Annotated in this window: 26 protein-coding genes; 14 read left to right on the forward strand and 12 right to left on the reverse strand. The window is 65.8% G+C overall.

Going from position 1 to position 25,749, the window contains the following annotated elements:
• The 3 genes from RQI43_RS06410 to RQI43_RS06420 form a co-directional block, all read right to left on the reverse strand.
• A partial coding sequence (locus RQI43_RS06410; RefSeq protein ID WP_311274615.1) for a GTP-binding protein occupies positions 1 to 652 on the reverse strand: 652 nt, incomplete at its 3' end.
• A 555-nt stretch (positions 653 to 1,207) separates the two neighbouring features.
• Positions 1,208 to 1,900, reverse strand: coding sequence for an NrsF family protein (locus RQI43_RS06415; RefSeq protein WP_311274616.1), 693 nt, complete (start codon positions 1,898 to 1,900; stop codon positions 1,208 to 1,210).
• The gene (locus RQI43_RS06420; RefSeq protein WP_311274617.1) at positions 1,893 to 2,483 is read right to left on the reverse strand and encodes a sigma-70 family RNA polymerase sigma factor; all 591 of its coding nucleotides are present in this window, start codon (positions 2,481 to 2,483) and stop codon (positions 1,893 to 1,895) included. Before RQI43_RS06420 ends, RQI43_RS06415 begins: the two co-directional genes overlap by 8 nt.
• Before the next feature lie 690 nt (positions 2,484 to 3,173).
• On the opposite strand from RQI43_RS06420, the gene RQI43_RS06425 reads away from it, so the two are divergent.
• The 6 genes from RQI43_RS06425 (at position 3,174) to RQI43_RS06450 (ending at position 10,498) form a co-directional block, all read left to right on the forward strand.
• The gene (locus RQI43_RS06425) at positions 3,174 to 4,631 is read left to right on the forward strand and encodes a helix-turn-helix transcriptional regulator (protein WP_311274618.1); all 1,458 of its coding nucleotides are present in this window, start codon (positions 3,174 to 3,176) and stop codon (positions 4,629 to 4,631) included.
• Positions 4,632 to 4,966: 335 nt separating this feature from the next.
• Positions 4,967 to 5,443: a CsbD family protein gene (locus tag RQI43_RS06430; protein WP_311274754.1), complete on the forward strand. Its 477-nt coding sequence runs from the start codon at positions 4,967 to 4,969 to the stop codon at positions 5,441 to 5,443.
• Between the two features lie 90 nt (positions 5,444 to 5,533).
• Entirely contained in the window at positions 5,534 to 6,451 is a 918-nt protein-coding gene (locus RQI43_RS06435; RefSeq protein WP_311274619.1) for a PhnA-like protein, read from the forward strand.
• Between the two features lie 77 nt (positions 6,452 to 6,528).
• Positions 6,529 to 6,732 carry a CsbD family protein gene (locus RQI43_RS06440; RefSeq protein ID WP_311274620.1) on the forward strand — a complete coding sequence of 68 codons (204 nt, stop codon included), beginning with the start codon at positions 6,529 to 6,531 and terminating at the stop codon, positions 6,730 to 6,732.
• Between the two features lie 423 nt (positions 6,733 to 7,155).
• Positions 7,156 to 8,523, forward strand: coding sequence for a TAXI family TRAP transporter solute-binding subunit (locus tag RQI43_RS06445; RefSeq protein WP_311274621.1), 1,368 nt, complete (start codon positions 7,156 to 7,158; stop codon positions 8,521 to 8,523).
• Positions 8,524 to 8,929: 406 nt separating this feature from the next.
• Positions 8,930 to 10,498: an integrase arm-type DNA-binding domain-containing protein gene (locus tag RQI43_RS06450; RefSeq protein WP_056306583.1), complete on the forward strand. Its 1,569-nt coding sequence runs from the start codon at positions 8,930 to 8,932 to the stop codon at positions 10,496 to 10,498.
• On the opposite strand, the gene RQI43_RS06455 is transcribed toward RQI43_RS06450, so the two are convergent.
• Entirely contained in the window at positions 10,480 to 10,701 is a 222-nt protein-coding gene (locus RQI43_RS06455) for a hypothetical protein (RefSeq protein WP_238206022.1), read from the reverse strand. The genes RQI43_RS06450 and RQI43_RS06455 overlap by 19 nt on opposite strands.
• Before the next feature lie 234 nt (positions 10,702 to 10,935).
• Between RQI43_RS06455 and RQI43_RS06460 the strand changes: the two genes are divergently transcribed.
• Positions 10,936 to 11,478, forward strand: a complete 543-nt coding sequence (locus RQI43_RS06460) for a metallophosphoesterase family protein (RefSeq protein WP_018044271.1) — start codon at positions 10,936 to 10,938, stop codon at positions 11,476 to 11,478.
• 3 nt (positions 11,479 to 11,481) lie between these two features.
• On the opposite strand, the gene RQI43_RS06465 is transcribed toward RQI43_RS06460, so the two are convergent.
• The 4 genes from RQI43_RS06465 to RQI43_RS06480 all read right to left on the reverse strand — a co-directional run bounded on the left by RQI43_RS06465 (position 11,482) and on the right by RQI43_RS06480 (position 13,783).
• Entirely contained in the window at positions 11,482 to 11,946 is a 465-nt protein-coding gene (locus tag RQI43_RS06465; protein WP_018044272.1) for a hypothetical protein, read from the reverse strand.
• Between the two features lie 562 nt (positions 11,947 to 12,508).
• The gene (locus RQI43_RS06470) at positions 12,509 to 13,138 is read right to left on the reverse strand and encodes a hypothetical protein (protein ID WP_018044273.1); all 630 of its coding nucleotides are present in this window, start codon (positions 13,136 to 13,138) and stop codon (positions 12,509 to 12,511) included.
• Positions 13,139 to 13,214: 76 nt separating this feature from the next.
• A complete protein-coding gene (locus RQI43_RS06475; RefSeq protein WP_018044274.1) occupies positions 13,215 to 13,628 on the reverse strand; it encodes a hypothetical protein in 414 nt (137 codons plus the stop codon).
• The gene (locus RQI43_RS06480) at positions 13,628 to 13,783 is read right to left on the reverse strand and encodes a hypothetical protein (protein WP_192216327.1); all 156 of its coding nucleotides are present in this window, start codon (positions 13,781 to 13,783) and stop codon (positions 13,628 to 13,630) included. Before RQI43_RS06480 ends, RQI43_RS06475 begins: the two co-directional genes overlap by 1 nt.
• A 938-nt stretch (positions 13,784 to 14,721) precedes the next feature.
• Here RQI43_RS06480 and RQI43_RS06485 point away from each other — a divergent pair.
• Positions 14,722 to 15,381 carry a hypothetical protein gene (locus RQI43_RS06485; RefSeq protein ID WP_311274622.1) on the forward strand — a complete coding sequence of 220 codons (660 nt, stop codon included), beginning with the start codon at positions 14,722 to 14,724 and terminating at the stop codon, positions 15,379 to 15,381.
• A 64-nt stretch (positions 15,382 to 15,445) separates the two neighbouring features.
• Complete coding sequence (locus RQI43_RS06490) at positions 15,446 to 16,045, forward strand: hypothetical protein (protein WP_019904513.1); 600 nt, start codon at positions 15,446 to 15,448, stop codon at positions 16,043 to 16,045.
• A gap of 132 nt (positions 16,046 to 16,177) precedes the next feature.
• Here the strand turns inward: RQI43_RS06490 and RQI43_RS06495 are convergent, their stop codons facing one another.
• Positions 16,178 to 16,432, reverse strand: a complete 255-nt coding sequence (locus RQI43_RS06495) for a hypothetical protein (RefSeq protein WP_238254267.1) — start codon at positions 16,430 to 16,432, stop codon at positions 16,178 to 16,180.
• A gap of 247 nt (positions 16,433 to 16,679) precedes the next feature.
• On the opposite strand from RQI43_RS06495, the gene RQI43_RS06500 reads away from it, so the two are divergent.
• A complete protein-coding gene (locus RQI43_RS06500) occupies positions 16,680 to 17,276 on the forward strand; it encodes a hypothetical protein (RefSeq protein WP_155911982.1) in 597 nt (198 codons plus the stop codon).
• On the opposite strand, the gene RQI43_RS06505 is transcribed toward RQI43_RS06500, so the two are convergent.
• From RQI43_RS06505 to RQI43_RS06515, 3 genes are all read right to left on the reverse strand, one after another.
• A complete protein-coding gene (locus tag RQI43_RS06505) occupies positions 17,273 to 17,674 on the reverse strand; it encodes a hypothetical protein (RefSeq protein WP_155911983.1) in 402 nt (133 codons plus the stop codon). The two genes, RQI43_RS06500 and RQI43_RS06505, sit on opposite strands and share 4 nt — an antisense overlap.
• A gap of 1,099 nt (positions 17,675 to 18,773) precedes the next feature.
• Positions 18,774 to 20,348, reverse strand: coding sequence for a hypothetical protein (locus tag RQI43_RS06510; RefSeq protein ID WP_238206020.1), 1,575 nt, complete (start codon positions 20,346 to 20,348; stop codon positions 18,774 to 18,776).
• 687 nt (positions 20,349 to 21,035) lie between these two features.
• Positions 21,036 to 21,251, reverse strand: coding sequence for a hypothetical protein (locus RQI43_RS06515; RefSeq protein ID WP_082479311.1), 216 nt, complete (start codon positions 21,249 to 21,251; stop codon positions 21,036 to 21,038).
• Between the two features lie 1,142 nt (positions 21,252 to 22,393).
• Here RQI43_RS06515 and RQI43_RS06520 point away from each other — a divergent pair.
• The 4 genes from RQI43_RS06520 (at position 22,394) to RQI43_RS06535 (ending at position 25,724) form a co-directional block, all read left to right on the forward strand.
• Positions 22,394 to 22,567 carry a hypothetical protein gene (locus RQI43_RS06520; RefSeq protein WP_018044278.1) on the forward strand — a complete coding sequence of 58 codons (174 nt, stop codon included), beginning with the start codon at positions 22,394 to 22,396 and terminating at the stop codon, positions 22,565 to 22,567.
• Between the two features lie 46 nt (positions 22,568 to 22,613).
• Positions 22,614 to 23,582, forward strand: a complete 969-nt coding sequence (locus RQI43_RS06525) for a cation diffusion facilitator family transporter (protein WP_018044279.1) — start codon at positions 22,614 to 22,616, stop codon at positions 23,580 to 23,582.
• Between the two features lie 67 nt (positions 23,583 to 23,649).
• The gene (locus RQI43_RS06530) at positions 23,650 to 24,399 is read left to right on the forward strand and encodes a response regulator transcription factor (protein ID WP_018044280.1); all 750 of its coding nucleotides are present in this window, start codon (positions 23,650 to 23,652) and stop codon (positions 24,397 to 24,399) included.
• Positions 24,396 to 25,724 (forward strand): ATP-binding protein, encoded by a 1,329-nt coding sequence (locus RQI43_RS06535; RefSeq protein ID WP_026176008.1) that lies wholly within the window; start codon positions 24,396 to 24,398, stop codon positions 25,722 to 25,724. Before RQI43_RS06530 ends, RQI43_RS06535 begins: the two co-directional genes overlap by 4 nt.
• Positions 25,725 to 25,749 lie beyond the last annotated feature (25 nt).

Below are 25,749 nucleotides of genomic sequence, written 5' to 3' on the forward strand. Positions count from 1 at the left end.
CGATCGGCATCAGGAACGGCTTGTCGATCGGACGCTCCGGCTGCGGGATGTAGGCATCCACGCTCGCCATCAGGGCCAGCACGGCGTCGTGGCCGACGGCCTTGTCGCCGTTGTCGAGCGCGACCTTGGCCGAGCCCTTGGTGATCGGGATGTCGTCGCCGGGGAAGTCGTACTTGGAGAGGAGCTCGCGCACCTCCATCTCGACGAGCTCGAGGAGCTCCTCGTCGTCGACGAGGTCGACCTTGTTGAGGAACACCACCAGCGCCGGCACGCCGACCTGACGGGCGAGCAGGATGTGCTCGCGGGTCTGGGGCATCGGGCCGTCGGCGGCCGACACGACCAGGATCGCGCCGTCCATCTGCGCCGCACCCGTGATCATGTTCTTCACGTAATCGGCGTGGCCGGGGCAATCGACGTGGGCGTAGTGACGGTTGGCCGTCTCGTACTCGACGTGAGCCGTCGAGATCGTGATGCCGCGCGCCTTCTCCTCGGGGGCCTTGTCGATCTGGTCGTAGGCCGTGAACGTCGCGCCACCCGACTCCGCCAGGACCTTCGTGATCGCAGCCGTCAGCGACGTCTTGCCGTGGTCGACGTGACCAATCGTGCCAATGTTGCAGTGCGGCTTGGTGCGGGCAAATTTCTCTTTGGCCATCGTCACATTCCTAAGACAAAGTCACATGAGCGGTCGCCCAGGGCGGCGCTCGAGGTGTCGAGCCGGGCGAAAGACGCCGCCCGGATAGAGGCTTGGCGTCAGATGATCAAGGGATGATGACTGTGGAGGCCGAATCGAACCTGCGGCTTGGTCGTCCATTCGCTGTCCGGCCTCCACCTCGGATGCGGAGTCATACCGTTCCGCAAGCGGGGAACTGCGCGCCGAGCGGCCGCCGACCGATCCGCGCTCCGACATTCCGGACCCATCCTCGCCGGAACGTTCGGCGACGGGAACGTGAAGGGAGACGCAGACGGCCCGCGTCGGGTCGGGTGTCCCATCCTCGAACGATGGCACCGGCCGCACGGCCTCCTCGTTTAAGATGGGAACGACGAGACCGTCGGTCGGCGTGAAGATATGCGCCGAGGGAGATGGCACGGTCATGCGTGTCGTCGGCGGACGGAAGGGCCGGACGAAGGACGTTAGCGCGGCATGATCTAGGCCATCTCACCGGCCGCCGCGGGGCCCCGCTCTCTCGGACGCGCCGCCCCTGCCCGCCTACGGATCGGCCTGCGACGCCGTGGCGGCCGGGCGTCGGCGGGGCGCGCCTTCGAGGATGCGCCCGCCGAGGAGTCCGTTGAGGCCGACCACGATGAAAACGGCCACGAGGTGAACCGCCAGATCCGTCACGGTGGCGTCGTGTGGATGGAACGGCACCAGAAGCGCCGCTGCCGCCGCCGCGACGGCCAAGCCTCCGAGAGCCGCCGTGAGGCTCGGGTTCAACGGGCAGGCCCGGCGCAACATCGTGACGAGCAGGATTGAAAGCGGCAGAGAGACGCCCATCAGGAAGACGAAGCAGCCGCGCATCTCTCCAGTTTCGGCGAGGTTCGAAGCCGGAGCGAGCCAGGCCCGCAGGCAACCGAGCCCGCTGACGCCGAGCCATACAACCAGAGGCGGAATCGGTAGAAGAGCCCAGGCCCGGCTGCGGCCCGGCACGCTGCTCTGGAAGGCCGCGAAGGCTGCGGCCATGCTGGTCAACATTGCCCCGAGCGCGGCATAGCGAAGATCCGGAACGCCGAGGCGCAATTGCAGGCTGGCGGCGTCGGACAGGGGCAGCAGGAGGATGGCCAGGGCGAGCACGGCGGAGAACCAGGCGACGGCCCGCCATCCCGGCCCCGGCAGCGGGCGGACCGGCGCGAGCGACCGGGCCAGCTCCTCGACGAGACGTTCGTGGCTGGCGGGATCAGACATCCGAGCCCTCCTTGCTGGATGAGAGAGCGGCACGCAGGGCTTTCAGAGCCCGATGGAAATTGACTTTCAGCGCCGTCTTGGTCCGCCCGGTGAGAACGGACGCCTCCTCGAGGGATAACTCGCGCAGGGCGATGTGTTCGATCGCCTCGCGCTGCCCCGGGGGAAGATGGGCGACGGCCTCGGTCACGGCCCGACGCCGGGCTCGGATTTCAAGATCGTGCCCGGGCGGGGGCCCATCATCGGCGCGTGTCTCGTAGGCGATAGGATCGTGAACCTCTCGTGGCCGACGGCTGTCATGGCGCATGGCGTCGATGGCGCGCCGATGGGCGATCGCGCGGAGCCACGGGAGAAAGGGCCTGGACGGGTCGTAGCTGGCCCGCGCCCGGTGGATCGTCAGCAGAGTGTCCTGGACCACATCGTCGAGGCTCCGCCCCTGCACGCCCTTGGCCCTCGCCATCGCGGAGATGACGGGCACGCAGTCTCGCAGGAATTGGCGATAGGCGACGGCATCGCCGTTCTGAGCCGCCTGCATCGCAGCTGCGAGTGACGCCTCGCCGGACGATGGCGTCGATCGGGCGGGCATGGACGCGATGCTTCCGGGGGCTTCGGACCGAGCCGGTAGGACGGAAAAGCGGCCCGAATATGCCGCCTGCGCCAGGCTCATCGCAAAGACTCTAAGTCGCTGCCGGGGTCTTGGCCACACCGTCCTCCGCCATCGAAATCGCGGCAACGGCATTCCGCCGCGACGGCTGGAGCGCGGGCAAGCGTGCTCATGTGGAACGGTCCCCTTATCGCAACTCAGGGTCGACGGCGGCTCTGAGACGGATTTCGGCGATCACACGCTCCCGGTTACGTCAGGGGCAGCAATAGTCGCGGGCCGGGGGCGCACAGGCTCGCTCCGTGACGACGCGACCCCCGTTGGAACGCGGGACTTTCCGCCTCTTGCCTCCGCGTGCCCACACCAAAAACTTTCGAGCGATGAGTGAATAGGGCGCGTTGTTTCGTCGGTTTCTTTTTAGGTCGACTCTTTATTTGTAAATTGATTTGTCTCGATGTTCAGGGCGTAACTTATCAAGGTAAAGAACGGGTCCTGTTTCAGCAGATAATGAATATTTAAGTTCGCCAATCGTCATCATGAATGGGCGCACCGAAATCAAGAGGGCTGAGTTCAGCGAGATATACCAGTGTTTCGACGCTTTACCCTGGAACTGCTTACGCATGCATCTGTTGAAGGCGGGGCTGTGGCCCGGATCGGGGAGCGGTGGGAGCGACGGTGACACTTGGCGTCGACAGGTACGAACTCCGGCAGATCATCGCCGGCCTCAGCGAGGGGGTGATCCTGGTCGAGCCGGACCAGACCATCGCCTATGCCAACGAGGCTGCCCTGGCGATGCATGGCGTGGAATCCATGGACGTGCTCGGGGAAACGGTCGATGCCTATCGCGAGCGTTTCGCCCTGCGCTACCGCAACAATCGCACCCCCAATCAATATCCGATCGAGCGCGTCGTATCCGGCGAGACGTTCCACGACGTGATCGTCGAGGTGACCCGGACCGACAAGCCGGACGTGACCTTCGTCCATTCCCTCCGCAGTCTCGTGGCCACGGATCGGGAGGGCAATCCGAGTTGCCTCGCCCTCATCCTGAAGGACGTCTCGGACCAGTTCGAGGCCGAGGATCGCTTCGAGAAGACCTTCAACGCGAATCCGGCCCCGGCCGTGATCTGCCGGCTCTCCGACCTGCGCCACGTGAAGGTCAATCTCGGGTTCCTCGAGATGACGGGCTATACCCGGGATGCCGTCATCGGCCGCAGCGTCTACGAGGTCGATGTGCTGGCGGGCGCCCGCAACCGGGACCTGGCCATCTCGCGCCTGAACGAGGGTGGCACCATCCCGCAGATGGAGGCCTGTCTCGAACTGCCCGACGGGGGCGAGCGTCACGTCATCGTCGCCGGCCAGCCCATGGAGCTCGGCGAAGAGGCCTGCATGCTCTTCACCTTCGCCGATCTCGAGTTGCGCCGGAAGGCCGAGATGGCTTTGCGCCAAAGCGAGGAGCGTTTCGCCAAGGCATTCCGCCTGACCCCCGTGCCAACCGTGCTGGCACGGGCGGACGGTTTCACGATCACGGGGGTGAACGAGGCCTTCAGCCGGGTCTTCGGCCATGCCAGCGATACGGTCGCCGGGCGTTCGCCCGCGGAGCTCGGGCTCTGGGTTCACGATGCAGCCCGCGAGAAATTCGAGAGCGCGGTGGCTCTGACCGGCTACGTCATCGGCCTTGAAGTCTGCCTCTGCCACCAGGACGGAACCAGCCTCGATTGCCTCGTCTCGGCCGAACGGGTCGAGATCGGGGACGATGTCTACGCACTCCTCGTCCTGCAGGACATCACGGAGCGCAAGCGCGGCGAGCGCGACCTGTTCGAGGCCATCGAGACCGTCATGGCCGATACGTCCTGGTTCAGTCGCGGGCTCATCGACAAGCTCGCCAACCTGCGCGGTCCGGGAGGCGATCACATGGATGCGATCGCGCCGAACATGACGGTGCGCGAGCGGCAGATTCTCGATCTCATCTGCTCCGGGCTCGGTGACGATGCCATCGCCAAGCGCCTGACCCTGTCCCGAAACACCGTGCGCAACCACGCCGCCGCCCTCTACCGCAAGCTCGGCGTGCACAAGCGTTCCGAAGCCATCGTCTGGGGACGGAACAATGGGTTTCCGGCCGGATCAACCGGTTAAATAAAATCCCTCTACCAGTACAAATGAACCATTGATTGGCGGGTGATGCGCGCCAGTTAAGATGTCGAACTGCAAGGCATGCAGGTGTGCGCGCCAAGAACATCCAATGGATATCTGAACGAGACTAAATCTGCAGCAGTGGCGCAGACGACAAAGGCCTCGATCAAATACGTCGTCATCGAAATGTTCGGTGCTGTAAAGATCGCCGTCTAATAAAAAATCGGCGGAAACTTCTCTGATCTGGATGGTTGTCCGAAGCGAAATCGTCGGTCTGGCGTATTCTGGGTAATACCATCGCGATTCTATTGAATGAGTGCGTGAACAGGGGGAATACCATGGTCGATACCAATCGGATCACTGGAGCCGCCGAGGAACTCGGTGGGAAGATCCAGGGGGCTGTCGGCGATCTGACCGGTTCGAACCGAAATTCCGTCGAGGGCCGTGCACGCGAAGTCCAAGGCGAGGCCGAGAACCTTTACGGCCAAGCCAAAGACGCGATCGTCGAGGCTGCCAGTACCACCCGCAACGCCATCGACGACGTTGCCGGTCAAGACGGGCGTGAGATCAAGGCCCGTGTGCGTGAGGCTCAGGACGCCGCCGGCGAAACCTATGAGCGTGCCGAACGCACCGTGCGCAATGCCGCACGCGAGACCTACGATGACGCCGAAGATGCCTACCACAACCTTGGCAACAACCTGCGCCGGGGTGGTCGGGAGATGACCTATCGGGTTGCCGAACATCCCGTCGCCGCCCTGCTGGCCGCCGGCCTCCTCGGCTACGGAATCGGCCTCCTCGTCCACGGGCGCAACTAAGTTCCCGCCATCCCTAGACTTTCCCCTTCGTCCTTCCCCGCTCGGACGACCGAATCCTTCGGTTTGCCGACGACCTCGGAGCTTTGTCACGTGTCTTCTTCCGCCAACATTCCGGCATCGCCGATCGCCGCCGCCGACACCCGCACCGTCCTGCTGAACCAGGTGTCGTGGGGCGCGATCTTCGCCGGCGCCGTCACCGCCCTGGTGACCCAGGTTATCCTCAACATGGTCGGCGTCGGCATCGGCCTGTCCAGCGTCGGACCGGTGGCCGCCGACAACCCGGCCGCCTCGACCCTGTCGCTCAGCGCCGGCATCTGGTTCATCGTCTCGGGCATCGTGGCCGCCCTGGCGGGCGGCTTCATCGCCGGGCGTCTATCGGGCAAGCCCGTCACGGGCGCCGCCGGCCTGCACGGCCTCGTCTCCTGGGCGGTGACCACCCTCGTCGTCCTATATCTTCTCACCTCCGCTGCGGGCGGCCTCATCGGCGGAGCCTTCTCCGGCGTGACCAGCACGCTGGGCGGAGCCGGCTCGCTGGTCGGCGGTACCGTGCAGACCGCGGCCCAGGCCGCTGCTCCGTCGCTGTCGAAGATCACCAACCCGCTCGACGGCATCGAGCAGAGCGTCCGCAACCAGGCCGCTGGCCAGGACCCGCAGGCCGCCAAGGACGCCGCCGTCGCCGCGATCCGCGCCCTGTTCACGGGTGATCCGAGCCAGAAGGCCCAGGCCGAGAACCGTGCCGCCGACGCGCTGGCCAAGGCCCAGGGCATCCCGGTCGACCAGGCCAAGACGCAGATCCAGGACTACCGCAAGCAGTACGAAGAGACCGTCGCCACCGCCAAGCAGAAGGCCGAGGCCGCAGCCGTGGCCGCCAAGTCCGCCGCCACCCAGGGCGCCTTCTACGGTGCGCTTGCCCTGATCCTCGGCGCGCTCGCCGGCTTCTTCGGCGGCCGCCTCGGCGCCCCGAAGCTCCACACCCTCGCCGACAGCTACGGCGCCCGCCGCGCCTGAGCCGATCCCCGGCCGGTCACCCGCGACCGGCCGGACCTCCCCCTGCGATCTCATTCTCGAACCGAAGGAGCATCCCCATGAGCAGCACCACGGACAAGCTGAAGGGCCTCGCCAACGAAGCCGCCGGCAACGTCAAGCAGGCCGCCGGCAAGGTCACGGGCAACGACAAGCTGGTCGCCGAGGGCAAGGCCCAGGAACTCAAGGGCGAGGCCCAGCGCACCGTCGGCGAGGCCAAGGATGGCGTCGCCTCGGTGGTCGACACGGTTACCGGCAAGCGCTGAAGCGGTATGGAGGCAGGGCGCCGCTCTGCCTCCACGCGCATGCGGATATTTCGGCGGAGCCGATTGGGTTCGCGCCGCCTGCCGCACTGTCAAAGAACGTGTCTCGTCGGTCCTCCGTGCAGGCAGCGGTCACCAGCCCCTCGGTCTCACACCAGGTTTGCTGCCGGTCTCGAGCGCCGATCTCCCTCATTCCGGAAAGTCTCGATGCTCCGTAAACTCCTGACCGTTTTCGTGCTTCCGAAGATCATCGCCTATATCACCCGCCGTCTCAGCGGCCGGGCCACGACGCAGCCGCGTCGGCCCCGTTGACATCGCTCCCCCTCGGTCTCGTGTGATCTCGCCGGCACGATCCCCACGCCCTGCCCTCCGGCGTGGCATGATGCAGCGTGCCGTCCGGCAAAGCGGCGAGCGGAGTGCCGAGACATGAAATTCGCCGGCCGCATCATTCGCCGTGAATTCGTCTTCCTCCTCCTGGCCGTGCTGCTCGGCCTGGGAGCCGCCACGGCCTACTGGATCTCTCGGGCGACCGTCCTCACCATCGCGGTCGCGCCGAAGGACGGGACCGAGCCGGCGCTGATCCAGGCCTATGCCGATGCTCTTGCCCGGCGGCACAAGGAGATCCGCCTCAAGGTCATCGCCCTCGACGACGTCAGGGACAGTGCCGCCGCCCTACAGGAGGGGCGCGCCGATCTCGCCGTGGTCCGCCCCGATGTCGATCTGCCGGATAATGCTCTGACCCTGGCGATCCTCCGCGATCAGGCCATGATCATCGCGTCTCCCGAGCCATCCGGATTGACGAGTTTCCCAGAACTCGACCGAAAGCGTCTCGCGATCCTCGCGCATCGCGACGCCGACCAAGCACTAATCAAGGCGATGGTCGGGCATTACGGCCTGACGCTGCTCGACAAGGACCCGGACGGACCGCTGCCGCCGCGCCACGTTGCCCTCGTGGAGATGACCGAAGCCGAGCTTCCGGCGGCATTCGCCAAAAAGCGGGTCGATGCCGTGGTTTCGGTCATTTCCCCGACCGCGCCCACGGCACAGCGGATCGTCGGCATCGTTCAGGCGGCCAGCAAGACGCGAAAGGTCGCTTTCGTGACCGTCGAGAACGCCGACGCCATCGTCGCGCGGATGCCGCGGCTGCAATCGGTCACCATGCCGGCCGAGACGTTCGGCGGCAGTCCCAAAGTTCCGGCCGAGGATGTCCACACGGTTGGAGCGTCCTATCGCCTGATGGCGCGGGCCGGCCTGTCCCGCCCTGTCGCGGCAGACGTGACCCAGCATTTGTTCGAGCTGCGCAGCGGCATGGCCAACGTCACCGCTGCCGCCGACTACATGCAGGCGCCGAGCTATGACAGCACGGCCGGCGCGACGAGCGCGCGGCTACCGATCCACCCGGGCGCCGTCGATTTCTACGAGCGCGAACAGCAGGGCTTCATCGAACGCTACGAGACCTGGATCTATCTCGTCGCCTTCCTCGGTGGCGGTATCGGCTCGGCATTGGCCTGGATCGGACAGCGTCTGTCGCGGTTGCGCCGGGAACGGATCGAGGAGGCCACCGACCGCCTCCTGCAGATCCGACAGGAGGCGCAGGGCATCGCCGACCCGACGCGCCTCGAAGGCCTCGCCCGTGAGATCGACGATCTCGCCGGGGATATCGCCAAGCACGCCCTGGAGCGTCCGACTGAGGCGAAGACCCTCTCGGCCGCCGCCATCGCCATCGATGCCGCGCGGTCCACGGTCAAACGCATGATCGCAGCCGGACATTACGCCCCCGACTCTCCCGGATAGGCCGGGCGCACAACAAACTCGGAAACGGTCGCGGCGGATTGATGAGGGCAGACAGTGGGGCCCGCCTGCTCGACCGGCCGGAGGCGCTGCTTATTCATGCTGGTCGAGGAGGAAGAGGGGCGCCGCGCCGGGGGCGTCACCTGCACGTTCACCGAGAGGGAAGGACGGCCTCACCCGGCAACGTCGTTCGCATCGGTCGGGGAAAAAAGTGGAGCGGGTACCGGGAATCGAACCCGGGTATTCAGCTTGGAAGGACGATCCCCCGGGCTTTCCGCCTCGCCACCTCCCCGGCGCTTCCCGCGCAAACCGTTAATCCTGCATGGCTTTTCCCGGTGGACCGTTCCCGGGGACTCTTGCGGCCGCGTTTCGGACGTGCGGTATCCATGCGGTATCCACGGAGACGGACATGGCGGCATCGCGGGGGACATACGCACGGGAGCGGGCGCGGCTGACGGCGGAGCACCTGAAGAAGGCGCGCCGGATGATCGATAGCGGGACCGTCCCCGGCCGCGGGATCGACTTCTGCGACGACGCCTTCCCGGGGCTCGTGCTCCGCGTGACGCCGGCGGCCGGCAACTGGATCCTCAAGCTCCGCATGTCGACCCTCCGCCTCGGGGACATGGCTTCCGTCTCGGTCGCCGCGGCGCGTGAGGCGGCCGCCCGGGCCCGGCTGGACGTGAAGGATGGGCGGGACCCCCGGCAGGACGTCGCCGTCTACGCGCATGCCATGGTCACGACCGGCGGCGACCACGAGACCTCGGCGGACGCGGCTTGGCCGGTGGAGGTAGAACGGCAGAGCGACGAGGACCGGCGGCGGCACGGCCCGTGGGAATGGCGGGACCTCGTCGATCTGTTCCTTGAGGAGAAGCGGCCGGACCTCGACCCTGGGTACTTCCCCGCATACGCTTCGTACCTGCGCCACAAGGCATTCGACCGGATCGCCCGCCGCCCCGTCCGTGAGGTCACGGCCACCGACCTGCAGGGTATCCGGAACGAGATCATCGCCGCGAACTCGCGCAGCGCGGCCGCCCGGGCCGTACGCCAGGGACGGGAGATGCTCGACTGGGCCTGGTCGAACCATAGCGGCGTGTCCGGCATGGCGAAGGCGACTGAGAAGTGGCCGCTCTGGCGAGACCAGTGGACGATCCGATACAAGCCGGGCAAGCGCAGGCACGCGCCCGAGATCGACGAGCTCGCCCGGACCCTGGCCGTCGCGGAGAGATACCGGACACTCGGTCAGACGGAACACGCGACCGCGCCGGGCACTCTAGCGATGCTGTGGTTCACTGTCCTCACGGGCCAGCGCACGGGCGCCGTCGCGGAGACCGCACGGTTGGACGTTGCCCCCATCCCCGAGGACGCCGGCGTGCCGGGACCGGGTTGGCGCGCCGTGACATGGAGCGCCGGGGTCATGAAGGAAGATCGCCCGTTTGTGCTCCCCCTCCCCCCGGGCGCCTGGTACGTGATCGACCGGGTGCTTGCCGAGGATCCCGACCGTGAGACGAATCGCTGGCTTTTCCCGTCGATCCGGGGGGACGGCCATGTCGGCCAGGGTGCCCTGAACGCGCTCCTCTACCGGCTGCGGGGGAAGAAGGTGACGGGGTCGACGGTCACCGCGCGGCCGCTGGTCGATTATTTCGGGATCCACGGCATCCGGCCTTGGACGCTGCATGACGTCCGCCGGGCGATCACGACGTTCCTCTCGGACCATCGCCTGGGCGGGGCCGCGTCCGCGATCCTGGACCACGAGGCCGGAGTGACCGAGGACGAGCGCGACCGCCGCTCCGCCGTCACGCGCCTTCACTACGACCGGAGCCAACGGATACCCCTCAAGTCGGAGGGCATGGCCCTGTGGGTCGATGCGGTGCTGGAGGCCTACGAGAACGAGCGGGCCGCGCTGGCCGCGCTGCCGGCACCGGTCACGAGGGAACGCACGAAGCGAGGCCCCGGGAGGGCTCAGCCAACCGCCCCCTGACCCTGCCGGGCGCGTCGTTCAGGTCCCAGCTTGCGGGCGAGATCCGCTGGCTTGCCCGCCCGCACGAAACCCCGGCTGACCTGTCGGTCCACGGCCGCGAGCTCCTGGAGGGCATCGCCCAGGGCCCGGCGCAGGGCATCCCGCGCGTCACCGTCGCAGGCATCCAGATAGGCGCGTTCCATCTCGTCCACGACTGTCTCCATCGATTCGCTCATGAGAACGAATGAAGAACAAACGAGGCCGGGAGTCGATCCCAAATTGAGGCCAGGGATTTCTTTACCCTGCGCAAACGTCGCGCTTGCCCACCTCTCGGCGAGCTGCGATCGTCCAGATTCACCCCGCCCCCGAGGCCTCCCCCATGTCGCGAAAAACCCGGGCATTCGCCCCCCTTCCCGTCACCTGAGGAGGACCTGAGCGCGCGCGCCGGCCTCCATTTTATGGAGGCCGTCATGGCCAACTTCATCACTGCGGACACCCATTTCGGGCATGCCTCAATTCTTCATGGTCTGCGCCCTGGGTTCGCCAGTATAGAGGAGCACGATGCGATGCTCATCGAGGCCTGGAACTCGACCGTCCAGCCCGGGGACACGGTCTACCATCTCGGCGATTTCGCGCTCTCGACGCCCGAGTATGCCGGCAAGATTTTCCGGAGATTGAACGGCCGCAAGATCCTCATCGCCGGGAATCATGACCGCAAGAATCGCAAGCTCGGTTGGGCGGAGCAGCACGACGGGATCAGGGAGATCTCCGTCGAGGACCGCCACGTCGTGCTCTGCCACTACCCCATGCGTTCGTGGCCGCGTGCCTATCGGGGGTCGCTCCACCTCTTCGGGCACACGCATGGGCTCTTGCCCGGCACGACCCAGTCACAGGATGTCGGGGTCGACGTGTGGTCGTACCGCCCGGTGACCCTCAGCCAGATCCTCGAACGCATGGCCGCGAGTGACACGCAGCCGGAGGAACGCGTCCTCACACGGTGACAGCTACACACAGATGCCCTCTAGCCCCTCCAGGGCCTCCTCGTCCTCGGCGGTCAGGTCGAGGGGGGCTGGCTCGGGAGGGAGCCAGGCCAGGTGCCTGTCCGCTGGCGTCTTGCCATGCCAGGTGGGCACGACCACAGTCGCATCGTAGATCGCCCAAAATCGACGGAGCGCCACTTTCGCACTGCCGCCCTGCACGAGAAATTCGATTTCACCGCTCGGACCGGGCACGTATGACCAGGCAAACCAGCCCTCCGTCGGCGGCCGGTCGCGATGTCGTTTCGAGATCCAGGAACCCCTTGCGAGCCATACGCCGTCACTGCCCTCCTGGGGACCGACGGCCGACATCGGATAGATCGTGCTCGACGGCGGGGGGTGATGCAGGCCCCGGCGGACAATGACGGTAAGGAACCCCGGGCCGGGGACGATGCAAATGATGTCGGGCCACACACACGCGTCGCCGGGCATGTGATGCCTGCCGCTTTCAATGACGTACCGCAGAGGCCGGCCGAGCCATCTCGACAAACCGGGGAGTGCGAGCCTGCAAATTAAATTCAGGCGCCGCTCCGGCCCTTCCAGCGGGCGTGTCAGTGAATGCCGCTCCCGCCATGGACAGTTCTGTATACCATGGTAGAATGTCATAGGATACAAACGTACAAATTCACTTCTCAATGTAGTTATACGTACTCGCAGACGATTGAATCGATGTCTCAGGCGACCCTTGGTCCAAGAATCGTCTTTATCAGATAATATAAAAGCAGATGCACGGACGAACTCGCGGTCCGCGATATCGAGGCCCGAGAACGCGTTTCGGCAAGCGTTTTGCCACTCCGCTTTCTTCTGAACCCTTGGTGGCGTCCAATATCTGGAAATGTATTTTGTGTAACTCGGGTCGTAAACATACGGATACATATTAGTCTTGGGCATGTGCGTTTGCGTTCCGCTTCAGAGCATGCCAGTTTTACGATCAAGCTCTGAACCAAGGCGGCTCCCTGGGCGCTCAAATGCGAGCGCCCAGGGTCATAGATGACTAACCCTGGGCGGCGTTGATGGGCCGCTGCAGGTCGGGGTCGGCCTTGTAATCGTAGCGTGCCCGGGTGCGGTGACGGGCATCGTAGAGTGCCCAAACGTCCCCCTCCTCACCCGTCCGCCCGTCACCCCCCAGGGCCGCAGCGATGGCGACCGCGGACGTCTCACCGGCACGGATGAGAGCGAGCGCCTCGTGGTAGCCGCTGCGGGGACCCGATGCTTCGCCCTCCGACCAATCACTGAGGCACTGCTTGTACGTCTCGAACTCGCGGGTCGAGAGCCTTGCCCAGCTCTCCTGGGCAATAGCCTGGAGGATGCGCTTCTCGTTGAGCGTCATGACAGAGGCCTTGCGGCCGCCCGGCAGGGTGTGGACATCCCTGGGGGCAAGGGTTGGGGCCTCAGAAACGTCGTCGGGCTCCTCGAATACGACCACCTTCACGGGCATCGCCCCAAGAGAATTGAACGCAGCGGCCGCAGGCCTGGCTTTCGGGACGATCTCGAAGCCGGCTTCAAACAAGCCTTCCATGATGACGGCGGCCCGGTACTCGTTCGAGCGGTTGTCGAAGCAGCGGTCGAGCGAGCCGCGAATGATGGCCTGCACGGGCCGGTGGTCGAAGGTCTTGATACGCATGATGCGTGGTCCTGTCGGTGAAAGGGCTGCGGGAAATGCGCCCCTAGCCGGGCGCCCAGGCCTCGAAATGCGGCGTCTAGATTCTGGTGGGTGCGCCCCGGGCTCCCGGCGGAAGCGGCGGCGGCGGCAGAGGCCGAGGCATCCCGGACGCGACCGGATCGGGGGACGGGCCATCCTCGGCAAGGAGATCGTCGAGGATCCCCACGACCACCGCACGCTCCTCGGGTGACCTGTTTGCGTCCAGGTCAACGCGTTCCTCGACGGGCTCGCCCGCGGCCTCGATCTCGCCGGCGAGGTGGAACAGGATGTTGCGGGCCATGTCGAGCAGGCGGGCATCTGCGTCATCCAGCGCAACCGCGAGATGCTCGCGCCGGATCTCCGGGAGCGCCGGGTCGTCGATCAGGGCCTGCGCGGCGGCCCGTGCCTGGGTCAGGCGGGCCCGGACCTGGGCGATCCCGAGGTTCTGCAGGTTCTCGATGAGATCGCACATCAGACCCCCCCCTCCCGGCGGCGGAGCAGCGTCCGGCCGCGGCGGTCGCCGGGCAGACCAAGTTGGCCGGCGCGCCGGTAGAGCGTCTCGGGAGTGACGCCCAATTCCAGGGCGGCTTGCGAGAGCGGGGCGTGCGCGAGGATTACCCTTCTCATTGTCTCGTAGTCGAGACGTGAGGGACGCCGCGGGATCCTGGTGCCGTTCCGGTACGCGCAGATGTGCACGGCCTGGATCGTGACGCCCAGGCGGTCCGCGACTTCTCGGACAGTCTCCCGTCCCTCACGCGCGCTCTCGACGTCTAAGAGCGTGACAACTGGCTGGCGTGGCTGGGATGTGAGCCCGAGCCCCCTGCAGTGCACCGCAATCGTCTTCTCGTCCCACCCCTCGACGCGGGCGATCTCGCGATAGGTCAGACCGTCGTTGAGGTACTCCTCGCACCGGGCTCGGGGGATCCTGCAGTAGCGCTTGGGTCCCCGGCGGCCGTCTCGACGTACCGGACCCTGCGCGAGAGCCCCAGCGCTCTCAGGACCTGACCGGCCGGCTCCCTCCGTCCGAGCAGGACGTCCGAAACGTGCTGCGGGGACAGCCCCGTCTGGCGTGCCCAGGCGTCCTGCGACCCCGCCCGGCGGCATGCCCCGCGAAGCAACAGCCTGACCTCCGCTTCCGTTAATTCCACCATCCATTTTGTCCTCCGCGAATCCGCCGAGAACATTATATCGCAACCCATACGAGAATTTCCAGGTCCACGTAAATTATGCCTTTGATGTTATACAACCTGGGCGATAGCTTTAGGCTAGATGCCATTTGAACAACAGTTTCAACAACACCGTGTTGTTCAAATCGTTGTCGAAATCGTCGTGCGGTGTTGTCGAAAGAGCCTCGACGGTTTCTGTTGCGATCCGAAATACGATTGCTACATTACTCAGATCCGCAGATTCGAGGATCGCTCATGCCCCACACGACGCCGCCCCACCCCTATGTGCAGCCGCCCGCTTGGTGGGGACTGGAGTGGCAGTCCGGGCAGCTGCACTACACGCGTGGCGGCATGCGGTACCGCAGCCGAGCCGTCCGGACGCCCGAGTGCCAGGAGGCGATGGCCGCGGGCGTGACTGATTTCTCAGCTCTCGGCCTCACGTGTGAGGGGCGTGACCTTTTGTTCTGGCAGGCGCCCGATCACGACCTGGACGCCGTCCAAATCGCAATCGACGGCATCCCGGCCCGGGTCGCCGCCAGGGAGGCGACCCGGGCCGCAGCGGCGGCCGCGGAACGGCAGAGGATCGCTGACCTTATCGACCGGGCACGGGACGAGGCGACGCGGTCCCTAAAAGATCGAAGGTGGTCTTGGGCCCGCCGGGTCGACGTCGATGAGGCTCAGGGCCTCCTCCAGCGCCCGGACCTGGACGTCGCCGACGCGATGCGACTGCTGTCCCTCGTCGAACGCGCGGGCAAGAACGTCGCGCGGTCCGAGGTCAAGTTAGCAACCGTGCACGAGGGGGAGCGGGCCCTGGCCGAGCGTCCCGAAGTGAGGTCCCTGGCTCTTGAAGGGGTCCGTCTCATTACCCGAGAGGACGCGGACTGGGCGACGACGCGCAACGATATTGGATGGTCGAAATCGACAACAATCGACGGGCACGTCCTCGACGCACTGCCGGAGCTCGACGTCGCTCAGGCGAGTCACGCGCTCCGGCTGCTCCGTGTGCATTACAAGCAACTGCCCCGGACGATGGTCGAGAGCATCTTCGCCACGGTCTGATTTGTCGATTGCGAGGCGACCCGGACAATCGAGATCGTCACCCCCCAGCACAGGACCACCGCCCATGAGCTTCCTCGCCCGTATCGCCGCCCTCGCCGCAGCCGCCATCGCCACCGTCTTCGCCCTCATCTTCGAGAGTGGCCGCTGGGTCCTCCGTGCGGTCCGGTCCGCGACGGGTGTCACGACCCCCGTCCTGCCCGCTACGGACGCGGCCGCGGCGTACCTCGATGCGCCTGCCCCTGCGGTTGCACCGGCTCCCTATCAGGGCCCCGCTCCCCGCCACCAGGTTGGCGTGCCTCTCGTTTCCTACGCCCGGCACCTCGTCGCTGGGGGGCCGGCCGCGGACACGTCCACCCTCCCCGAGCCCGTCCTGGCCTGGGCCCGGGGCCTGTCTCATGCCGAGCTCGTGACGCTCGCGGCATCGCTGCCGCACGAGGCTGAGGCCCACGTGTCGGGCACCCTGATCGACGGCCTGCCGTCCCTCACGGGACCCGCCCCCCGTGAAGTGGCCCCGGCCGCGAATGCGGATACATCCGCACCGGCTGCGGACACATCCGCAGAATGGACGTGGACGCGTCCGCTCTCGGACGACCCGGAAGACGTCGCCATCGCCGAGCTCGTAAATCTCGCGATGGAGAGGGACCGCCGCCGCAAGGTGGCCTGACCCCTGCCCCCTCAATGCGAAGGGCCCGCCGGTCATCCCGGCGGGCCCTTTTTTCGTGGTCCGCAAATGGTCCGCAAATAGGCCGAATCTGGCCCGCAGGGGAAAGGCACAACCCCCCCCACGGAATATTTCTCACTGACGGCGGGCGAGACGCAGGGCGCGGATTTCCGCTTGAGCCGCGGCGAGATCACGTGCGAGTTCCGCTTCCCGACGACGGGATGCCATGAGGGCCTGGCCCAGGCGGTGGACGGCGCTCTCCGCATCTGCGTCTGCCTGCGCCCAAGCCTGCGCCTCACGACGCGCACGCTGGCCCGCGACGAGAGCCACGCCGACCGCCATCATGCCGCTGTGCATGCCGTTGTGGAAGTTGTCGGTCTGCCTGCTCATCGTGGTCTCCCCGTCCGCCCAGGAACCCATAGATTCAGCTCCAGATCGCCCTGGCAAGACGATCGTCACGCCAGGGTTACCGTTTCCCTGGGCGTTGGTTGCCTGGGACGTGTCCGAGGATTGCTCAGGCAATAGGGGGGCGACGTACCCGTTACTCCTAGGCAATGCATCGAAAATCCAAGTGGACGCGGGCACCCGGTTTCGCGGCAGGCTCGTCGGTTTCACGCGGCGGTCCGAGCATGCCGGCATGCTGCAGGTAACCATCAAAATCGACCCCCCAGAACGCGACGAGCTCGGTCCGGCGGACATCCGAGCGGCGCTCGTGGACAGCGTGAACGCCCTGGCGGAGGCCGCCCGGCTTCACGTGACCGAAGCACTGCCCATCCACCTCGACAAGCCAACCCCATTCACGATGAAAGCGATCGGGGTGAGGAAGGCCCGCCCGGGGGGCCGGGACGTCGAGGCCGAGGTTGACGTCCTCCCGCTTCAGGCGCGGTACCTCGCCCTTGAGATATTCGGTGGGGTCCGGAAAGCCGGCGATTACGCGACGACCAAGCTCGGACCGTTGATCCCCGGGAAAGACGCTCCCCGGAATGCGTACGGAAACCTGCCCCGCGGATACGTCCAGCGCGTCATGCAGCAGCCCGGCGTGAGATGGGTGAAGCTCCGGCCGGACAAGCCCCCGGCCCTTATCCGACGGCGCAACGGCAAGACGCAGATCCTGGCGCTCATAGTCGAGGAGGCCCGGTACAAGCCGCGGTTGCCATTCTACGACCTCGTGGAGGAGGCCCTGTCCGGGGCCCCCGGGATCGTCTCGCGTCGCCTCGATGGACTGGGGAGCTAGGTCGGGAAAAGGGGGTGCATCCCCGCCCAAGAGGACATCTGAACGTTGACTGGGGGGCCTGTCCCGGCCCCATTATTGACCGACGTCGAGAACCACGTCTCGCCCTCGTCGCGCGTGGCCACGAACAGATAGAGCGCGTTGTTGGAATTCGGGATGCCCAACAGATTGTCGTGCGCCAGGTATATGAGCGTCCGGACGTCCTGGCTGCCGTCCGTGAGGATGACCACGTCGTGCTCGTCCACAAGGAGAGGCTGCGTGAAACCGAAGCGCTCGATTGCGGCTCCGATCTGGGAGATCTGACTGTCCGAGTGCGTACGCGCGTTGCGGTCGTAGCCGCGCAAGGTACGCACGGGTGCGGACTGGATCTCTGCGTACCTAAGACGGACGTCGGTGCGCACCCGTAACCCTCTGATCATCCAGGCGGTACGCGGGGTGCGTACCCAAAAATTTCCGGTGTATGCCGGGCCAGCCTACGGACCCGCGACTCCTGCTTTCGCCTCCCCCCCAGGAGGGACCCACTCCACCCCCCCTATCTCGCCCTTTGTCACCGGCTGTCCGGGAAGGGGATGCCCTCCCGTCGCCCCCCTAGGAGGGGTCAGGGAGGGCGACGCAGTACGGACCAGCGCACGGGAGGGATCCTGCCCCGGGGCCGTGCAACGGACGATCCCAGGCCCTCCGAGGCCTCCGGGTACGCAGGGCATCGAAACCGCCAACGGGCATGCCCCTGCATGAAATCGTGCAGGGGTGAGGGACGGAGTGCGGATCATCCCTTGGGCATAGGGATGCCCTTGGGCTACGCCCCTGACCCGTCTTGAGGGGGCGCGAGACGAGCCACCAAGGCCGCACGTATCGCCTCCGTCTGAAGGGGCACGCCACCGCTATCGCGTCCCCGGAGACCCCGTAGGGCGAGGCGGAGGACCTCCCTGGCATCCACGACGCTAGCCACCAGGGGCTCCCCCGGTCGGTTCCCGACCGAGTTGGCGCAGGCCAGGAGAACGTCCCGAAGGGCGTCGACGATAGCCGCATCGAGTTGGCGAGGGTCAGGCGCGCCTGCCTCGCGAAGGGCCTGACGGGCGGCGCGTTTCCTCGCCCGGTCCGCATCACGACGGGTCGCCTTCGAGGCAGGGAGGGATGGGTTCAAGGGGATGCCGGCGGACATGCTCATAGGGTGCGCTCGACCCTGGCAAGCCACAACGAGAAACCCCGTCCTCCGTGGTGCGGGGGACGGGGTTTCGGGGGTTGAGGTGCAACGCCCGTCCCATGCGGAGACAGTTAAAAGATAGCGAATTCAGACGAATTGTACAAGGGGAGAAGCGACGTAACCTACGGTCCTGACAAGGAAAATGTCATCTCGGTTGGCTACCCCCCTGACAGCTTGGGAAGCTCTCCTGAGGCCTCCGGCCCCCGCAAGGTATAGGGTGACCCTAGAGGCTACGCCCCTATCCTACGAGGCTCTCCTAAGGCCTCCGGCCCCTATCCCTGAGGCTATCCTGAAGGCTACGCCCTGACCTCACTGAGGCATCCCCGAGGCCTCCGGCCCCTGACCGTGGAACCAGCTTTCCTCGGGCTACGCCCCCGCTTGAGGGAGGCTGTCTTGGGACCGATACGGTCGGGGACGATGTGCGTCGGGAAGGCACGAATTCCGGCTTCGTTCTCGTACGCACATACCGATTTCGCGATTGCACGAGCGTTAGCCTCTCGCCGCTCCCATGCCTCGAAAATCCCCTCACACCGCTCCTCAGACATCAAGATCCTCTCGGTCTTGATCTGGTACGCGATCATCGCCTCAAGCCTCTCCGCCGGGTCCCAGCGCAAGGGCCGAGGGGTAGGAGAAGCCACGGGCGAGACAGGAACGGAGACCGCCTCAGTCTTGACGACCTCAGGAGACGCGGAGGCGGAAGAACCCACGCAACACCCGGAACCAACCGCCCGCGCACCCCGCGCTCCCATATGTGGGGTGAATCCCCTCTTTCTTGAGGTCTGACAGGGGTTTATCTCGGCGCACGTCGCATCCATGACGTCGGCCATGATGGCGGTCACTCGGGGCCCCTTCGAGGCCTGCGTCACGAAAGAATCGTGCACCGGCAGTGCCGGTATGTTCTCCTTCTCGGACTTCTTGAGGACCTCGACGCACATCTCGCTCTCGATGTGCATCAGGCGGACCCCCATGTCGGCCCCGAGGAAATGGGCGATGGGCTCGTGCCGGTGCGTGACCGCTTTCATCAAGCCCTTCGTGTAGTCGAGGGAGTGCGGCCACTCGCCTGGGCTGTCCTCTTCCCGCTTCATGAGAGACAGGATGCCGCCGTAGGTCGTCCTCGTGTTCATGACGGTGAGGAGCGCCGCTTTGACGTGCCTCGGGTCGTACCCGTCCACGTCGTAGATCTCGCCGACGGGGACTTTCCCGGCCATGGCGTAGAGGAGCCTAGGGTGACAGGCGCTCCAGTCTTCCTCGAACGCCACCTCGCCATTGATGAGGAGCTCGATGCGTCGGGCCTGGGGGAGCTGCTGCCACCAGCCGTACAGGCGCCCGTGCATGTCCCACCGGCCGCGGCCGTAGATCCGGACCATGATGGGCGCTGGCGTGGGGCGAAGGCCAACCCAGCCGCCGGTCTTCTCGGACCGGGCGCGGACGTGCCCCGGCGTGTGGAGCCATCCGTCGCCCTCGGGCATCTCGATGCGGATGGCGCTGGCGGCCTCGTTGCGGGCTTCCATGACCTTGCGCAGGCGCCGGGTGTTGTCCGTGTCAGTGTACGCCATGCGCTCGCCGTCGACGTCCCGGAGCTCGATGACCTCCCTTGGCCCGACATGCTCGAAAGGGCAGTCGTTGAAGGCGGCGATGAGCCGGTCGGTAGCCCGCATGCGTGACTGCCAGCCGTGCGAGGCGGGCCCGGGGAGCGCACGCTCTTCTTCGATCAAGCCGAGGTCCAGGAGCTCCTGCACCGCCGCCTTGACCCGGTCGTACGTGTACGCGGTCCCTTCGTACCGGGACAGGGGCTCGTAGAACCTTTTTGACCGCGAGTATGAGACCCAGCCGCCCTGGCCCGCGAGGGCGGCGCGGACGAGGCTCGTCATTATAGAGTTCCGGGCCTCAAGGGCCCGGGGGTGGCCTATCAGGCTGACGCCGGCGGCGGCGATGAAGGCAGGCTTGGTCCTCCAATGGAAGTCCAAGGGGAAGTCATGCCCCTGGGGGGGGCGATTGGTTCGGGGGGGCATTTTATCCGCATGGTGTCGACCGTGCGCGGCCCGGCACCTCTGCGAGCCCGCACATTCGAAACGTGCCCCCAGCTTAGGCATTTAACCAGTGTTCACAGGGGCCTAGCCTTAACGCCTGAGGTTAACGCGAGACTTACCCTACCTCCTCCCATGTCTTGCCCATACGAAGTCCGTTTTCTCCCATGACACGCCCATGAGTTTCAGTCTGCCTTCACTCTGAGACCCAGGGTGTTCGGGTATGCCCTGGCGGTCATCCAGGAGCCTTGGCGGGGTATGCAAATAAATATGGGATGATGCCATGATCCTTGAGGGCTCCCATGGGAGGTCCATCAATCTCCACGGCTTACCCATGAACACCATCGGGGAAATACGAATCGAGCAAGCCGCCCAAGGAAGGGACCCCAAGGGGGGGGGGATTTCGACAGCTCATAAACCGGCCGTTGAAGCGTTCGATGGTCGCTAAGTCGTGACAAGACAGGCGATGCCGCCGCCCTGCAGGCATGGAAAAAGCCCGGCGAGCTTTACAGCTTGCCGGGCTTGCTCTTTTCAGTCGGCCGCCGCCGCCGCCGCGAGGCGGATCAGACGATTGCGCGCGTAGACTTCGCGTGCACGCTCAAGCTTCCTAGCCTTTGCGGCCTGCCGGGCTGCCTCTTTCTCGGCTTTGATCTGTTCTTCGACATTGGCGTAACTTAGCCCGTCGGGGTTGAACAGGTCGTCGGTAAAGCGGTCGCGCGGCCGTTGCACTGCGGGCTCACTTCCCATGCCCAGGGGTCCTCCTGGCCCGAATTTGGGCCTAGTTATGCTTTTCCGGCGCCTCCATGACCTGGATGAAACTTCGCCCTATGTATCAGATGCATCTAAAGAGCTTATGTCAGGTAACGTGTAAAAATCTATTGTTTTCTTTATGAGGTGCTAACCTTGTCATCTAGTCGCAGGCGGCGGCGTCCTGGTGGGGGCACGTAGTTAGGTTGGCAAACAAGGGTTAGAACGGCTTGTCTCAATATGGTGGAAAAAGTGCAACTATAGACCGACATAACTTTAGATTAGCTCTGTTCCTCTTCTGATCTGGATAAAATTAATCGAGATGTAAATGATTGACACCGAATTATTTGGCGTTAAGCTATCTGAGGTCGTGTGAGGTTGATTTTTGTTATATTGGCGCCACCATTCGTCGATGCTTTCGCGCTAATCCGTCAACGACAGGAACCACTAGGCGTTCAGACATTCTCCCCGTGGGCGGCCGTTGAACAACTCGATATAGGCGGTGTCGGTTGGCTTGCTCGGTAGGGCGGTTGATCTCGAATCCCTTCAGGTGAGAAAGGTGATGTGCCTTCAACCTGCCTGCTGCTCCAAAGCGGTATCAGCGCGGACAGAATGGCGTCTCCGTGCTAAGTGATGCCGGCAGCGACGCTCTCCGCCATGCAGACACCGCAGGTTTGCGCTTCATCCAGCCAGTGATCGAACCCTGTGACATCTGATTTTATCGACGGCTGCTAGAAACAGTGGCTCGGGACGATCTGGTAGAACAAGCGGCTGAGATCGATGACCCTGGCTACATCAGTATGCGCCCAGGTCAGCCGCCGACGTCAATAAAGGGTGTATGTTGGCGTCGACAGGCGGTTCTGACGATTCCATAGTGTGGGCACACGGCTCTTTGAAACTGGCCCTTAACCGCCCCCGCCGAGGATGCAGCACCATACCCTTCCGCCATTCGTGCGGGCACATCCAGACGACTTACAGACCTCGGTCGCCGTCCCCCTTCACCATCATCACCAACTGCCGGCTGCGGCGATGCGACCGACGTTCCAAAAACGAGCCTCCTGCCCGCCACGTAGGAGCCTCCCCAAAATTCACGGCGCGCAAATCGAGTGCAAGCCTACCTAGCGGAGGGCGGACCTTTACTCATGATCGTCGTCGCGGCTCTAAGGTTAAAGGGTGCCGTCATGGCGTGGCCCGACCTGATCGTGGCGGCGGTGATGGCCGAGATCTTCGTGACTTCCTCAATCCAAATTCTTCAGCAGGCCTGGACCGAGCACCAGAGAGACGCCGTCGCGACGCTCCCCGCACCGGCCAAGTGAGCCCCGGTCAAACCCGTTGAATGTCGAAGACCGCTACAGGACGACCATGACGACGAACGACGCACACGCCGGTCACGACCACGGGTCGCATGACCATGAGGCCCATGCGACCCATGACCATCCCGGGCATTCCCACGCCCCGGCGAGCTTCGGGAAGGCGTTCGCAATTGGCATCGCCCTCAATGTGGGCTTCGTCGCCATCGAGGCCACTTATGGGGTGCTGGCGAACTCGATGGCCCTGCTGGCCGATGCCGGACACAACCTCTCGGACGTGCTCGGTCTCGTCGTGGCGTGGATCGCGACGGTGCTGGCCAAGCGCGCCCCGAGCGCGCGGTACACCTACGGGATGAAGGGCTCCTCGATCCTGGCGGCCCTGTTCAACGCGGTGTTCCTGCTGGTGGCCGTTGGCGCCATCGCCTGGGAGGCGATCCAGCGCTTCGGCGAGCCCGCCCCGGTCGCCGGCAAGACCGTGATGATCGTCGCGGCGGTCGGCATCCTGGTGAACGGCATCACCGCCTGGCTGTTCGCCTCTGGTGCCAAGGGGGACATCAACATCAAGGGCGCGTTCCTGCACATGGTCGCCGACGCCGCCGTCTCGGCCGGGGTGGTCATTGCCGGCCTCGTGATCCTCTACACCGGATGGACCTGGCTCGATCCCGTCGTCAGCCTCGCCATCGTCTTCATTATCGTCTGGAGCACCTGGGGCCTCCTGCGCGACAGCCTCACGCTATCCCTCGCCGCCGTCCCGCCGGGCATCGACCCCGACGCCGTCCGCAGCCACCTCGAAGGACTTCCGGGGGTCGCGTCACTCCACGACCTGCATATCTGGGCGATGAGCACCACGGAGACATGCCTTACCGCCCATCTCCTAATGCCTGGCGGCCGGCCCGACGACGAGTTCCTCATGAAAACGGCCGTCGGCATCAAGGAACGGTTCGGCATCGGCCACACCACCCTGCAGGTGGAGACCAGCAGCGACACCGCCTGCATCCTCGCACCCGCCCACGTCGTTTGACCGGCATCGGGTGTATGAATGCCCCCGCGGACGGAACGGTGACGCCCATTGCAGGACGGAGGAATCGTTGATCCACGAAAACGGGGGCAACGCGGGTTCCGATGGTTCGGAACACGTCCTCCTCGTCGAGGATGACGACGGCCTGCGTCTGCTGGTCACCCGCCTTCTCCGCGAGGCGGGCTATCGTGTCACCGGTTGCAGAAGCGCCATTGAATTCTGGCGCCTCCTGCCTGCCGGTGGCGTCGACCTCGTCCTGCTTGACGTGATGCTGCCCGGGGCCTCGGGCCTTGACCTGCTCCGGGCGTTGCGCGCGAGGAGCACGGTGCCGGTGATCATGGTCAGCGCCCGCAACGAGGAGGCCGACCGGGTGCTTGGGTTGGAACTTGGGGCCGACGACTACGTGGCCAAGCCCTTCGGCCGGCCCGAGCTCCTGGCCCGTGTCCGTGCCGTCTTGCGCCGCGCCTCCATGGCACCCTCGTCGCCCTCGTCCCCGGTATCCGAGGTGCTCTCCTTCTCAGGCTGGAGGCTCGACATGCGCAGCCGCTCGCTCGTCGATCCCGAGGGGGCGGCCGTCGACCTCTCCGGCGCCGAGTACGACCTCCTCCTCGTCTTCCTCGAACACCCGGGGCGCGTGCTGGGCCGGGAGATGATCCTCGAACTGTCCCGTGCCAGGCTCGGGTCCCCCACGGATCGCAGCGTCGACACCCTGGTGAGCCGCCTGCGGCGCAAGCTCGAACCGCCCGAGGGCCTGCCTCCGGTCATCAAGACCGTGCGCGGGGCCGGCTACATGCTCGCCTCGAAGGTTGAGCGCGCTTGAGACGCCTGGCACCCTTGGCCCGCAGCCTGGAAGCCCGAACGGTCGCAGTCCTGCTCCTGGCCATCCTCGCCGTCCACGGCGGGGCACTGCTTCTCTATCGGCAATCCGCGACCGCCGCGGCGGACGATGCGTTCGCGCGGCAGGTCGCCAACCAGCTTACCCTGGCGCGCGAGGCGGTGCTCCGCCGCCCACAGACCGAACGCGACGCCGAGGCGAAGGCCCTGTCGTCCGCGCATTTCGAGCTGGGATGGTCGCCGACCTCGACCCTGCTCCCTGACAGGGCCGGCGACCCGGCGATGTGGTCGCTCAGGTCCCGGATGATCGCGTCGGAGCCGAGCCTCGAACCCGGTCTCGCACTCGCGATGGACAGTGGCCACGAGGCCCTTCATCAGGAGGACCTGGGCGGTGCGCTCGCCCTGGCGGACGGGAGTTTTTTGACCTTCCGCTCGGCCCATGCACCCGGCCTCGCACGGCTCGGATCGTGGGCCTACCTCGCGACGGCGATGGCCATCCTCGTCGGTGTCGCCGCCGTCGTTCTGATGCACCGGATCGCGGGACCGTTGCGCGACCTCACCCGCGCTACGGCCGAAATCGGGCACGGAAAGGTGGTCCCCGTGAGGGAAGCCGGCCCCGACGAGACCCGCGATATCGCCCGGGCCCTCAACGCGATGCAGGACCGCATCCATCGGCTGGTGACGGAACGGACCCAGGCCCTGGCGGCCGTCTCCCACGACCTGCGCACCCCCATCGCGCGGCTTCGCCTCCGCCTCGACGGGCTGCCCGAGGGCGGCGAGATCCGGGCGATGGGCTCGGACCTCGACGACATGCAGGCGATGGTCGATTCGACCCTGGCGTACCTTCGGGGCGACGCGGACCCGGAGCCGCGCCAGGTTGCCAACGTCGCGAGCGTCCTCATGAGCATCGCCGACACGTCCTCGGACGCTGGCCGCGAGGTCGCCTATGCGGGCCCTGGCCGCGCACTCGCGACGGTGCGCCCAGTTGCGCTGCGACGCGCGCTCGACAACGTCGTCGACAACGCCGTGCGTTACGGGACCCGCGCCTTTATTTCGCTCGACGTGGAGCCGGAAGAGCTGGTGCTCACCGTCGAGGACGATGGTCCAGGCATCCCGCCTGAAGAGGTCGCCCGCGCCTTCGAGCCGTTCACCCGCCTCGAAGCGTCGCGGAACCGCAACACCGGCGGCACCGGCCTCGGCCTGACCATCGCGCGCCGGATCGTCGAGGCGGAGGGAGGCGGCATCGCCCTATCCAATCGGTCGGGAGGCGGCCTTCGGGTCCGGATCTCCCTGCCGCGCGCCGGTCGCTGACACACTTCGTCACGAACCAGGCGTC

It is taken from the genome of Methylobacterium sp. WCS2018Hpa-22 (assembly GCF_031843785.1).
Taxonomy (GTDB): domain Bacteria; phylum Pseudomonadota; class Alphaproteobacteria; order Rhizobiales; family Beijerinckiaceae; genus Methylobacterium.

What these genes read in the sequence shown, in the direction of transcription:
- RQI43_RS06415 (WP_311274616.1), bottom strand. Translation starts at nt 1,900, where the DNA reads ATGTCTGATCCCGCCAGCCACGAACGTCTCGTCGAGGAGCTGGCCCGG.
- RQI43_RS06445 (WP_311274621.1), top strand. Translation starts at nt 7,156, where the DNA reads ATGAAATTCGCCGGCCGCATCATTCGCCGTGAATTCGTCTTCCTCCTC.
- RQI43_RS06420 (WP_311274617.1), bottom strand. Translation starts at nt 2,483, where the DNA reads ATGCCCGCCCGATCGACGCCATCGTCCGGCGAGGCGTCACTCGCAGCT.
- RQI43_RS06460 (WP_018044271.1), top strand. Translation starts at nt 10,936, where the DNA reads ATGGAGGCCGTCATGGCCAACTTCATCACTGCGGACACCCATTTCGGG.
- RQI43_RS06485 (WP_311274622.1), top strand. Translation starts at nt 14,722, where the DNA reads ATGGCCGCGGGCGTGACTGATTTCTCAGCTCTCGGCCTCACGTGTGAG.
- RQI43_RS06490 (WP_019904513.1), top strand. Translation starts at nt 15,446, where the DNA reads ATGAGCTTCCTCGCCCGTATCGCCGCCCTCGCCGCAGCCGCCATCGCC.
- RQI43_RS06450 (WP_056306583.1), top strand. Translation starts at nt 8,930, where the DNA reads ATGGCGGCATCGCGGGGGACATACGCACGGGAGCGGGCGCGGCTGACG.
- RQI43_RS06525 (WP_018044279.1), top strand. Translation starts at nt 22,614, where the DNA reads ATGACGACGAACGACGCACACGCCGGTCACGACCACGGGTCGCATGAC.
- RQI43_RS06520 (WP_018044278.1), top strand. Translation starts at nt 22,394, where the DNA reads ATGATCGTCGTCGCGGCTCTAAGGTTAAAGGGTGCCGTCATGGCGTGG.
- RQI43_RS06495 (WP_238254267.1), bottom strand. Translation starts at nt 16,432, where the DNA reads ATGAGCAGGCAGACCGACAACTTCCACAACGGCATGCACAGCGGCATG.
- RQI43_RS06515 (WP_082479311.1), bottom strand. Translation starts at nt 21,251, where the DNA reads ATGGGAAGTGAGCCCGCAGTGCAACGGCCGCGCGACCGCTTTACCGAC.
- RQI43_RS06500 (WP_155911982.1), top strand. Translation starts at nt 16,680, where the DNA reads ATGCTGCAGGTAACCATCAAAATCGACCCCCCAGAACGCGACGAGCTC.
- RQI43_RS06470 (WP_018044273.1), bottom strand. Translation starts at nt 13,138, where the DNA reads ATGCGTATCAAGACCTTCGACCACCGGCCCGTGCAGGCCATCATTCGC.
- RQI43_RS06430 (WP_311274754.1), top strand. Translation starts at nt 4,967, where the DNA reads ATGGTCGATACCAATCGGATCACTGGAGCCGCCGAGGAACTCGGTGGG.
- RQI43_RS06465 (WP_018044272.1), bottom strand. Translation starts at nt 11,946, where the DNA reads ATGCCCGGCGACGCGTGTGTGTGGCCCGACATCATTTGCATCGTCCCC.
- RQI43_RS06510 (WP_238206020.1), bottom strand. Translation starts at nt 20,348, where the DNA reads ATGACGAGCCTCGTCCGCGCCGCCCTCGCGGGCCAGGGCGGCTGGGTC.
- RQI43_RS06440 (WP_311274620.1), top strand. Translation starts at nt 6,529, where the DNA reads ATGAGCAGCACCACGGACAAGCTGAAGGGCCTCGCCAACGAAGCCGCC.
- RQI43_RS06455 (WP_238206022.1), bottom strand. Translation starts at nt 10,701, where the DNA reads ATGGAGACAGTCGTGGACGAGATGGAACGCGCCTATCTGGATGCCTGC.
- RQI43_RS06475 (WP_018044274.1), bottom strand. Translation starts at nt 13,628, where the DNA reads ATGTGCGATCTCATCGAGAACCTGCAGAACCTCGGGATCGCCCAGGTC.
- RQI43_RS06480 (WP_192216327.1), bottom strand. Translation starts at nt 13,783, where the DNA reads ATGAGAAGGGTAATCCTCGCGCACGCCCCGCTCTCGCAAGCCGCCCTG.